This window comes from Candidatus Andeanibacterium sp., from assembly GCF_057143545.1.
Genome location: NZ_DBNHSF010000062.1, coordinates 1 through 10,262 on the forward strand (window position 1 = coordinate 1; position 10,262 = coordinate 10,262).

Consider the following 10,262-nt stretch of genomic DNA (forward strand, 5'->3'; position numbering starts at 1 on the left):
TCACCAGTCGCGCGACAAATCCCGGCGGCAGGCCGAGCCTGATCCCCCGCAGCAGGACCAGCACTTTCCCGTCGGGCAGTTCGGCCATGTCGGTCGGCGCAAAGCCAGAGGGCGCGCGGAAATGGAAGCGAGCGGGCGGTCCGGCCTCGAACGGGTCGCCAGGATAGAGTAGCGCCCCACCGCCGGATTCCGCGAGGACGATAAAGCGACCGTCGCCGAGACGGACCATCGCTTCGGGCCCGCCATTGACGCTCCAGTCTCGCATCTCCCGCGGTTCGATCCATTCCAGTTGCGAAAAATCCTCATCCATCCGGATCAGCGCGTTGCGGCCCTCGAGCGCGGCCCAGATGCGACCTGAGGCGGCATCGCGTGTGGCCGCTTCGATATCCCGCATATGCTTGGCGTCTTCGGGTTCGGAGAACACCGGCCCGATGGCGACGTCACGGCCTTCGCGCCTCCGCGGATCGAAGCGCAGGAAGCGGCCGCGGTCGCTGAGGGCCAGCAAGACCCCGTCCTCCAATGCCAGCAATGCCGAGTAGGAGCCGAAATCGCGAATCGGACTGGTCAATGCCCAGCTGCCGACAAGCCGCGGCGTGTCGGCCCGGCCGAGCGCTTCGGACCTGCTCACATACGGGGCAATGCGCTCGAAACCGACCGCGATTGCGGGTTCCGGCCCCGATTGCGCTTCGCGCCAATAGAGGCCGGGCGAAAGCCCCGCGGCAACCAGCAGGATCGAGAGGATACGGCGCATATCCGCCGTGCGATCAGTCCATCGGACCGACGAAGAGCAACGGATCGACCCGCGCTGAATTCCACTTCATGCTCCAGTGGAGATGCGGTCCGGTGGCGCGTCCGCTGGAACCGATATTGCCGATATACTGGCCTTGCCGCACGACATCGCCTTCCTTCACCGCGAGTTTCGAACAATGGAGGAAGGCGCTGTTGAGACCGTTGCCATGGTCGATCACCAGCAGATTGCCTTCGAGCGAGAACGGACTGTCCGCGGCCAGCACGACCACCCCGTCGGCCGGGGCGACGAACGGCGTCCCGCTTTCGCCGGTCGCGATATCGAGCCCCGAATGATAGCTGCCCGGCTCGCCGCGATAGATTCGTTGCGAACCGAAACGGCCGGAAATCCGCCCCTCGACCGGCCAGACGAAATCCTGCCGCCAGCCTTCGATATCGGACTTTACTTCGCGCGCGGCAGCGATCCGCTCAAGTTCGGGTCGCCGACGTTCCATGAAGGCTTCGCTTGCCTCGCCCGGGCTGCGCGCGACATTAACGTGCTCGATCTCCCAGGCGCGCGGCGAGACGGCGATCTCGCGGCGAATCTCGGTCCCGTCGGCGAGCCTGACCACCAGCGTCGCACTGCCCCCGGCATCGCGATCGAACGCCGCGAAGAAGGCCCGGTCATCGGCGAAATCGACCTTCTCGCCATCGAGCAGGGCGGAGACCGTGCCATCGGGCAGGAAGCCGCGAATCCAGCCACCCTGCGTAATCTCGCCGTCGAAATGGAGAGCGGTCGGCTCGATCACGAGGTCGGCATCCATGCTCTCGGCTACCGCTTCCAGATCGTTCGCCGCCGCGCTGCAAGCCGCCAGGATAGCCAGCGCGCCGATCGCAGCGCTCCGCGCCATGCTCACGCCTCGCCTGTCAGGCGCCTTGTCGCAATCTCGCAGCTGGCATAGGCTTCCTGCCGTTCGACGCACCAATAGCGCAGTTCCTCGAGCGAAACGACATCGCCGGTCACCGCGCAAACGACGAATTTGCCGGGCCTGACCACGCGAAAGCCGTTATGGCCGTAAATGAGGGTGGCGGGCTGGCCGCCGGATGACATCAACATTTGTCCGTCTCTACCAATGCTTGCGGCTCAGAACAATTCCGCCTGTTCGCCCTTTCCGCCGCCAGGCTTGCCTTTCGGTGCCGCACGCTTCACGCCGCCAAGCGGGGCAACATCGAGCTTGCCGTCCTCGAATGCGAGGGTGAGCGAAGCCTGATTGACTGCCTCTGCCGCCGATTTCACAACTTTGCCCGACTTATTGCTGACCATGACATAACCGCGCCTTAACGGCGCCTTCGGGTCGAGCGAGAGCCGCAGCCGTTCGAGCGCCGCAAGCCGTTCGCGCCGCGCCGCGATCGGCTGGGTGACCAGTTTCGGGGTCAGCCGGACGCTCGCCAGCTCCAGCGCATTGTCGGCCTGCCTCGCGCGGTTGCCAAGGCCGCGGCGCAGCCGCTCGCCCAGATCGTCGAGCTTCTGCGCGGCCCCTGCAAGCATGGCGTCGGGCCGGGGCAGGCGCGCCACCCGCGCTTCGAGCCGTTCGCGCCCGAGCGTGACCGGGCGGAGGATCGCGCGCCTTTTCCTGAGCCCCATCTCAGCGAGCGTCGCGGCCAGTTCCGCGCGCACCGGGACCGCCATTTCGGCGGCGGCGGTCGGAGTCGGGGCGCGGCGATCGGCGGCATAGTCGGCCAGGGTGGTGTCGGTTTCATGCCCGACCGCCGAGATCACCGGAATCGAACATTCGGCAATCGCACGGACCACGACTTCCTCGTTGAAGCTCCACAGGTCTTCGATCGAGCCGCCGCCGCGCGCGACAATGACGAGGTCGGGGCGCGGAACCGGGCCATTTGCATCCATGCCGGAAAAGCCCCGCACCGCATTTGCAACCTGCTCGGACGCGCCCTGCCCCTGGACCAGGACCGGCCACACCAGCACATGCGACGGAAACCGGTCGGCGAGGCGATGGAGGATGTCGCGGATCACCGCCCCGGTGGGCGAAGTGACCACTCCGATCACCCCGGGCAGGAACGGCAGGGTTCGCTTGCGTTCGGGGGAGAACAGGCCTTCGGCGGCGAGCCGCGCCTTGGTCTTTTCGAACAGGGCCAGCAGCGCACCTTCGCCGGCGATCTCCATGCTCTCGATCACGATCTGGTAGGACGAGCGCCCGGGATAGATGGTGAGCTTGCCAGTGGCGATCACCTCGATCCCGTCTTCGGGCACGAAGGCGAGCCGCCCGGCCGTCCCGCGCCACATGACCCCGTCGATCTGGGCGTTCTCGTCCTTGAGCCGGAGATAGTAATGGCCCGAGGCTGCGCGCTTGACCCCCGACAATTCCCCGCGCAGCCTGACGAAACCGAACGCATCCTCGACCGTGCGCTTGAGCAGCGCCGAAATCTCGGTGATGGACAGGGGCTCGGCGTTGTCCCCCGCGAATGCCTTCGCTACCAGCCCGGTCTGTGCTGCATCATCGTCAGGAGATTGGCCGGGCATGAATATCCTCTTGCTGGGAGCGGGCGGGCGCGAACATGCGCTGGCGTGGAAGCTGGCGCAATCCCGCCTGCTCGCGGGCGAGGATGATATCCTTCATGCCGCGCCGGGCAACCCCGGGATTGCGGAGCATGCGCAGCTGGCCGAGCTCGATATAACCGACCACCGGGCGGTGATCGGCTTCTGCAACGACAAGCGCATCGGCCTGGTGGTGATCGGCCCCGAAGCGCCGCTGGTCGACGGCCTGGCGGACAGCCTGCGCGGCGAAGGGATCGCGACCTTCGGCCCGTCGAAGGCGGCCGCCCAGCTCGAAGGCAGCAAGGGCTTCACCAAGGATCTGTGCGAGCGCGCGGGGATTCCCACCGGCCTCTATGTCCGCACGACTTCGTTCGAACAGGCGAAAGCGGCACTTTCGGGCTTCAGGCCGCCCTATGTGCTCAAGGCCGACGGGCTGGCGGCGGGCAAGGGCGTGGTCATCGCCGAGACCCCGGCCGAGGCGGAAACCGCGCTGGCCGAGATGTTCGGCGGGGCGTTCGGAGAAGCCGGGGCGGAAGTGGTGATCGAGGAGTTCCTCGAAGGCGAGGAAGCCAGTTTCTTCGCACTGACCGATGGCGCGACCATCGTCCCGATCGGCACGGCGCAGGACCACAAGCGGGTAGGCGATGGCGATACCGGCCCCAATACCGGCGGGATGGGCGCCTACAGCCCGGCACCGGTGCTCGATCCGCTGACCCGCGGCGCAGTGATCGAGCGGATCATCGCGCCGACTGTCAGGACCATGGCCGAGGAAGGCATGCCCTATTCCGGAGTGCTCTATGCCGGGCTGATGCTGACCGAGACCGGCCCCCAGTTGATCGAATATAATTGCCGCTTCGGCGACCCCGAATGCCAGGTGCTGATGATGCGGCTCGAAAGCGACCTCGGCGAATTGCTGCTGGCCTGCGCCGAGAGCAGCCTCGCCGCCCTGCCGCCGCCGAAGCTTTCGCGCGACACCGCGCTGACGGTGGTGATGGCGGCCAAGGGCTATCCGGGAACGCCCGAGAAGGGTGGTTTGATCGCACTTGACGACGCTGAGGCCGGCGGAGCGAAGGTTTTCCACGCCGGGACTGCCATCGATGCGGCTGGCAATCTCATCGCGGCGGGAGGGCGCGTGCTCAGTGTCACCGCGTTGGGCGCGAATGTCACCGAGGCCCAGGCCAAAGCCTATGAAGCGGTCGACAAGATCGATTTCCCGTCCGGCTTCTGCCGCCGCGATATCGGCTGGCGCGAAGTTGCGCGGGAAAAGCGCGGCTGATCAGCCGAGGCGTTTCGCCACCAGCTCCTGCAAATCCGTCTCGGGCCGCGCGCCGAAATGCGAGATGATCTCGCAGGCGGCGATCGCGCCCATGGTGAGGCTCGTTTCGAGGTCCTTGCCGCGGACATGGCCGAAGAGGAACCCGGCGGCGAAGAGATCGCCTGCGCCAGTCGTGTCGACGACATGGTCGATCGGTTCGGCCGCGATATCGACCCGCCTGTCGCGGGTCATGCCAACGGCGCCTTTCTCGCTGCGGGTCACCACCAGTACCGGGAGATTGGGTGCGAGCGCAGCCAACCCCGCCTCGAAATCGTCCTCGCCGGTCAGCGCCGCGAGTTCGACTTGATTGGCGAACAGGATGTCGATCAGCCCGTCCTCGATCAGCGCGCGGAAATCGTCGCCATGGCGGTCGATCACGAACGCGTCCGACAGGGTGAAGGCAACTTCGCGTCCGGCGCTCTTGGCAGTTTCGATCGCCTTGCGCATCGCCTCGCGCGGCTCCTCCGGATCCCACAGATAGCCTTCGAGATAGAGCACCCGGGCGGCGGCGACGGCATCGGTATCGAGCGCTTCGGGCGGCAGGAATTGCGACGCGCCAAGATAGGTGTTCATGGTCCGCTGGCCATCGGGAGTGACGAAGATCAGGCACCGCGCGGTCGGCGGGTCCCCGGCACGCGGCGGCGTGTCGAAATCGATCCCGGCCGCGCGGATATCATGGGTGAAAACCTCGCCCAGCTGGTCTTCCGCGACCTGCCCGATAAAGGCGCATTGTGCGCCGAGCTCCGACAGGCCCGCAAGCGTGTTGGCAGCCGAGCCGCCCGAGATCTCGCGGGCCGGGCCCATCGCGCCGTAAAGCTCGTTGGCCCTTCCGGCATCGACCAGCGTCATTCCGCCGCGCACCAGGCCGAGTTCCTCGATCAAATCATCATCACAGGGGGACATCACGTCGACGATCGCATTTCCGATCGCGATCACATCGTAACGGGGTTCGCTCACCAGGGTTCCTTTGTCTTGAATTGGCATTGATTAGGCGCGTATTGCGGCGCGTGCGGCGTTGACTTGCCGCCTGCCGCGCGCAATCGCAACCCATGATGGTGACGGTTGGCTCCGCGCTCGCTCTTTCCTTCGCCCAATTCGGCGATCCCAGGGTGCTGCGCATCCTGGCCAAGACGCTGGCCATCTCGCTGCTGCTGTTTGTAATCCTCGGCTGGCTCGGTTGGACCTTGCTCGACGGCGCGCTCGCAACCGCGGGATTGACCGACGGCTTGTTCCGGGGCGCTGAGGGGCTTCGCGAAGCAGCCTCGCTGGTCCTCACGCTGCTTGGCGGGTGGCTGTTGTGGCGGCTCATCGCGATGGGGGTGATAGGATATTATGCCGGTGAAGTGGTCGAAGCGGTCGAGCAGCGCCATTATCCACAGGCCGCCCTGCAGGCACGCAGGCTGGGGGTGGGCGAAGACCTTTCCACCAGCCTGAGGGCGACGCTTCGCGCATTGGGGATAAACCTGGTGGTCCTCCCTCTGGCCCTCGTCCTGTTGGTCACCGGAATCGGCACCGCGATCCTGTTCTGGCTGGTCAATGCGCTGCTGGTCGGCCGGGAACTGCAGGATGCGGTGTGGCTCCGGCACGCCCATGCACAGGGCCAGCAGGCGCCGATCGGGCGGATCGAGCGCTTCCTGCTGGGCGCCGCGATCGCCGGGCTGCTGTTGGTTCCCTTCGCCAATTTCCTCGCGCCGATGCTCGGTGCGGCGGCGGCAACGCATCTGCTTCACCGCAACCGCCCGGCTGCCGATGATGCGTAAGGCGATTGCCATACTGTGCCTGTGCGCGAGCCTGACGGGCTGCGGCAGCGCGATCCCGCGCCCTTCGCCTTCCTTGCCAAGCGGTTACACCCCGCCGACCCGGCCCACCTCGACCCCCCAGTCGGTTCCCCAAGCGCAAGTGCTGCGGGCGCCGGGCCTCGAAGGCGTGATCGGCGCCAGCGCTTCAGCCCTGCTCCAGCAATTCGGCCAGCCCAGGATCGACCTTGCCGAAGGCGATGTTCGCAAATTGCAGTTCGCCGGTCCGGCATGCGTGCTCGACATCTACCTCTACCCGCCCGCTGGCGGCGGCGAGCAACGCGCGACCCATGTCGACGCGCGCCGCGCCAGCGACGGCCGGGATGTCGACCGGGCGGCCTGCATCGAGACATTAAGGCAGCGCTAAGCCCATTTGGCGGCAGCGCGCTAACCGCGCCAATCCGCGGCACAAAGTGGGTAACGGCACTTTAAGGATTTCGCGGGATAAGCGTGCCGTGCAAGTTTTGGGGCGCCAACGAAAATGAACATGCAAACCGTCGAAATGCCGCGTCGGGCGAGCCCGTCGAGCGGACTCAGCTCGGAAGACATCCGCGAACTGCGCCAGGCGACCTGGCAGGACGGCCATGTCGGCCGCGTGGAAGCCGATACCCTCCTGCTGGCAAACGACGATCTGCGCGGCTCCTCGCAGGAATGGAGCGATTTCTTTGTCGAGGCGCTGTTTGAGCATGTGGTGAACAGCCGCGAGCCGCGGGGCAGCGTCGACGAGGCCGGAACCCGCTGGCTGTGGTCGCGCATCAGCGTCGACGGGACGGCGGCAGGGATGGAAGAACTCGAACTGATGGCCCGCATTCTCCAGCGCGCCGACCCGGTAGCGGATTCCTTCAAGGAACACGCGCTCGGCATCATCGAGAAAGCCGTTACCCAAGGCATCGGCCCGACCCGCGCCGGCAAGCTCATCGGCAAGGAAATCCCGATCGGCTGCATTTCCGACAAGGAACTGCAGTTCCTGCGGCGTATGATCTACCGTTCGGAGCGCAATATCCCGCGCAAGGTCGGCCGGATCGAAGCCGAAGCGCTCTACCGGATCAAGGAAGCGACCAAGGACGGCGAGAATTCAAAGGACTGGCCTGCGCTGTTCGTGCAGGGCGTCGGCGCCTATCTCCAGAGCTTCGGCGGCAACGAGCCTCTGACTTCCAAGCAGGAAGCCGAGCTGGCGGAGTTCCTCCAGTCGGACGGAGCCAATCTCGGCGGCTTCCTCCAGCGGATGTTCGAGGCCCAGGCCGGTGGCAGCGTGCGCGAGTACCTGAAAACCGCGAACGATATCGATCCGCTCGAACGCGCGCTGCTCGAATTTCTGGCGGTCTAGACAAAACTTCCGGAGTAACCCGGAATTAAGCCTGTCCCAGCATAAGGGGCCGACCAGACAGGGGGCCTCAGAGGAATGAGCATCCAATTCAGCAAGCTCGTCGCCGAAGTGGCGGCTGACGGTACCATTGCCGACGAAGAACTCTCGGCACTTCGCCAGCTCGGCTGGGGCGACGGCTCGATCTATCGCGAGGAAGCCGAAGCGCTGTTCCTGCTCAACCGCGACCTCAAGGAAAAGTCGCCCGAATGGGTCGATTTCTTCGTCGAGGCGCTGGGCGAATTCGTGATCAACGGGACCGATCCGCGCGGCTATGTCGACGAGGAAGACGCCGCCTGGCTGGTCGACGAACTAGACCATGACGGCAAGCTCGAGAGCATGGCCGAGCTGGAATTGCTGGTTCGGGTGATCGAGCGGGCCGAGAACGTCCCCGACATGCTCAAGCATTACGCGCTGCGCCAGGTTGAACGCGCCGTGCTGAGCGGGACCGGCCCGACCCGCGATGGCGGCGAACTCTCGGACACCCATATCAGCGATGCCGAAGTGGAAATCCTTCGCCGGATCGTGTTTGCCTGCGGCGGGCATGGCCCGGCGGCAGTGAGTCGGTTCGATGCGGAACTGCTGTTCCGCCTCAAGGACCGGACCCTCGGCCAGGCGAATTCCGCCAAGTGGAAGGACCTGTTCGTCAAGGGCGTCGGCAATTACCTGTTGGGCTTCACCCTGCCCAATGCCCAACTCAGCCAGCAGCGGATGCTCGAACTCCAGGCCTTCATCGCCGACAACAAAGCGGATGTCGGGCGGTTCTTCGGCGAGATGGTGCGCGAGGCGCCCAAACTCGCCAACCATTTCGGCAAGGTCTTCGGACAGAAGCCGGCCCAGCAGACCGCCTATGGCAGGATGGGATCGGGTCAGATCGTCACGGACGACGAGCGGAACTGGCTCGACAGCCAGATCGACGCAAATGGCGAGGTCGACGAGTTCGACCGCGCGCTGCTCGAATATCTCGCTTCGGAATTGCCCGAGGCCTGATCCGGCTCAGACCATGAAGCTTTCGCCACAGCCGCATGCGCCCTTGGCGTTGGGGTTCTCGAACGTGAAGCCGGCGGTGAAATCGTCTTCCTGCCAGTCCATCGTCGAGCCGACGAGATAGAGCACGCTGGCCCCGTCGATATAGAAGGTCCCACCCGGGGTCTCGATCTTCTCGTCGAACGGTACTTCTTCGCTGACGTAATCGACCGAATAGGCGAGCCCCGAACAACCGCGGCGCGGGGTCGAGAGTTTGACTCCGATCGCACCTTCGGGCGCCTTGGCCATCAGCCCGGCAATGCGCGCCTCGGCGGCGGGCGTCAAGATGACCGCGGCCGGCAGTTTGCGTGTGGTTGTAGCGTCCATTACAACATTCCCAGTTCGAGCCGGGCCTCGTCGCTCATCTTGGCCGGGTCCCATGGCGGGTCCCACACGAGATTGACTTCGGCGTCGCGAATCCCCGGCACCGAGGAAACGCGGATTTCGACTTCGGCCGGCATGCTTTCGGCGACCGGGCAATGCGGCGTGGTCAGCGTCATGGTGACGACGGCATCGCCGTCCTCGCCGACATCGACCCCGTAGATCAGCCCCAGATCATAGATATTCACCGGGATTTCGGGATCGTAGATGTCCTTGAGCGCGGCGATCACGGCTTCGTAGAGGTCGCCGCCCGGTTCGCCCGCATGCGCGACTTCGGGCTTCTGCGCGAGGAACCCTTCGAGATAGTCGCGCTTGCGCTCGAGCTTTTCGGGAGCGCTTTCGGACAGGCCGACGCGTGCCCGCGGCGGCGGCGACACCGCATCTACTTCTTCGACAGCGAAGCCCTTGTTCGACTCCTTGTTCATCCAAAAATCCTCTTGGTTCGCTCGATCCCGGCGAGCAGCGCATCGATATCGCCCTCGTCGCTGTAGATGCCGAAACTGGCGCGCGCGGTCGCGGCAATTCCGAGATGGTCCATCAGCGGCTGGGCGCAATGATGGCCCGCGCGAATCGCGACATTCGCTTCGTCGAGGATCGTGCCGAGATCGTGCGGGTGGATGCCGTCGATGGCGAAGCTGACGATCCCGAGCGAATCCTCCGGGCCGAAGATGGTGATGTCGTTCATCCCGCGCAAATCATCGCGCAACCGGGCAACGAGATCGCGCTCATGCCGCTCGATTGCGTCGATCCCGATCCGCGTGACGTAATCGACCGCCGCACCGAACCCGATCGCTTCGGTGATCGCGGGCGTCCCGGCTTCGAACCGCTGCGGCGCGGGCGCGTAGGTGGTCTTGTCGAACGTCACCCGGTCGATCATCGCCCCGCCGCCCTGGTAGGGCGGCATTGCCCTGAGGATTTCCTCGCGCGCCCACAGCGCGCCAATCCCGGTCGGGCCATAGAGCTTGTGCGCACTGAAGGCGTAGAAATCGCAACCGAGCGCTGCAACATCGACCTTGAGCCGCGGGACCGCCTGGCAGCCATCGACCAGCAGCAGCGCGCCGACCGCATGGGCGAGTTCGGCCGCGCGCTGCACATCGA

The 10,262-nt window shown here is 65.5% G+C and carries 13 protein-coding genes; 5 read left to right on the forward strand and 8 right to left on the reverse strand.

Annotated features, from left to right (window positions below):
- From AC16XC_RS04185 to xseA, 4 genes are all read right to left on the reverse strand, one after another.
- Window positions 1–751, reverse strand: a 751-nt coding sequence (locus AC16XC_RS04185; protein ID WP_484033386.1) for an esterase-like activity of phytase family protein, incomplete at its 3' end; no start/stop codon positions are given.
- A gap of 13 nt (window positions 752–764) precedes the next feature.
- A complete protein-coding gene (locus AC16XC_RS04190; protein ID WP_484033387.1) occupies window positions 765–1,637 on the reverse strand; it encodes a M23 family metallopeptidase in 873 nt (290 codons plus the stop codon).
- Window positions 1,638–1,639: 2 nt separating this feature from the next.
- Window positions 1,640–1,843: a DUF2093 domain-containing protein gene (locus tag AC16XC_RS04195; RefSeq protein ID WP_484033388.1), complete on the reverse strand. Its 204-nt coding sequence runs from the start codon at window positions 1,841–1,843 to the stop codon at window positions 1,640–1,642.
- 27 nt (window positions 1,844–1,870) lie between these two features.
- Complete coding sequence (xseA, locus tag AC16XC_RS04200; RefSeq protein ID WP_484033389.1) at window positions 1,871–3,268, reverse strand: exodeoxyribonuclease VII large subunit; 1,398 nt, start codon at window positions 3,266–3,268, stop codon at window positions 1,871–1,873.
- On the opposite strand from xseA, the gene purD reads away from it, so the two are divergent.
- Window positions 3,267–4,559, forward strand: coding sequence for a phosphoribosylamine--glycine ligase (purD, locus tag AC16XC_RS04205; RefSeq protein ID WP_484033390.1), 1,293 nt, complete (start codon window positions 3,267–3,269; stop codon window positions 4,557–4,559). The two genes, xseA and purD, sit on opposite strands and share 2 nt — an antisense overlap.
- Here the strand turns inward: purD and AC16XC_RS04210 are convergent, their stop codons facing one another.
- On the reverse strand, window positions 4,560–5,555 hold the full coding sequence (locus tag AC16XC_RS04210; RefSeq protein WP_484033391.1) for an adenosine kinase: 996 nt from the start codon (window positions 5,553–5,555) through the stop codon (window positions 4,560–4,562).
- A gap of 92 nt (window positions 5,556–5,647) precedes the next feature.
- On the opposite strand from AC16XC_RS04210, the gene AC16XC_RS04215 reads away from it, so the two are divergent.
- From AC16XC_RS04215 to AC16XC_RS04230, 4 genes are all read left to right on the forward strand, one after another.
- Complete coding sequence (locus AC16XC_RS04215; protein ID WP_484033392.1) at window positions 5,648–6,358, forward strand: EI24 domain-containing protein; 711 nt, start codon at window positions 5,648–5,650, stop codon at window positions 6,356–6,358.
- Window positions 6,359–6,497: 139 nt separating this feature from the next.
- Window positions 6,498–6,761, forward strand: a complete 264-nt coding sequence (locus tag AC16XC_RS04220) for a hypothetical protein (protein ID WP_484033393.1) — start codon at window positions 6,498–6,500, stop codon at window positions 6,759–6,761.
- A gap of 114 nt (window positions 6,762–6,875) precedes the next feature.
- Window positions 6,876–7,721, forward strand: coding sequence for a hypothetical protein (locus AC16XC_RS04225; RefSeq protein WP_484033394.1), 846 nt, complete (start codon window positions 6,876–6,878; stop codon window positions 7,719–7,721).
- A 75-nt stretch (window positions 7,722–7,796) separates the two neighbouring features.
- The gene (locus AC16XC_RS04230) at window positions 7,797–8,747 is read left to right on the forward strand and encodes a hypothetical protein (RefSeq protein ID WP_484033395.1); all 951 of its coding nucleotides are present in this window, start codon (window positions 7,797–7,799) and stop codon (window positions 8,745–8,747) included.
- Window positions 8,748–8,753: 6 nt separating this feature from the next.
- On the opposite strand, the gene AC16XC_RS04235 is transcribed toward AC16XC_RS04230, so the two are convergent.
- From AC16XC_RS04235 to AC16XC_RS04245, 3 genes are all read right to left on the reverse strand, one after another.
- On the reverse strand, window positions 8,754–9,110 hold the full coding sequence (locus AC16XC_RS04235) for a HesB/IscA family protein (RefSeq protein WP_484033396.1): 357 nt from the start codon (window positions 9,108–9,110) through the stop codon (window positions 8,754–8,756).
- Window positions 9,110–9,589, reverse strand: a complete 480-nt coding sequence (locus AC16XC_RS04240) for an SUF system Fe-S cluster assembly protein (protein ID WP_484033397.1) — start codon at window positions 9,587–9,589, stop codon at window positions 9,110–9,112. The genes AC16XC_RS04235 and AC16XC_RS04240 overlap by 1 nt, the downstream gene beginning before the upstream one ends.
- The coding region (locus AC16XC_RS04245) for an aminotransferase class V-fold PLP-dependent enzyme (protein ID WP_484033398.1) at window positions 9,586–10,262 on the reverse strand (677 nt) is incomplete at its 5' end. The genes AC16XC_RS04240 and AC16XC_RS04245, both read right to left, overlap by 4 nt.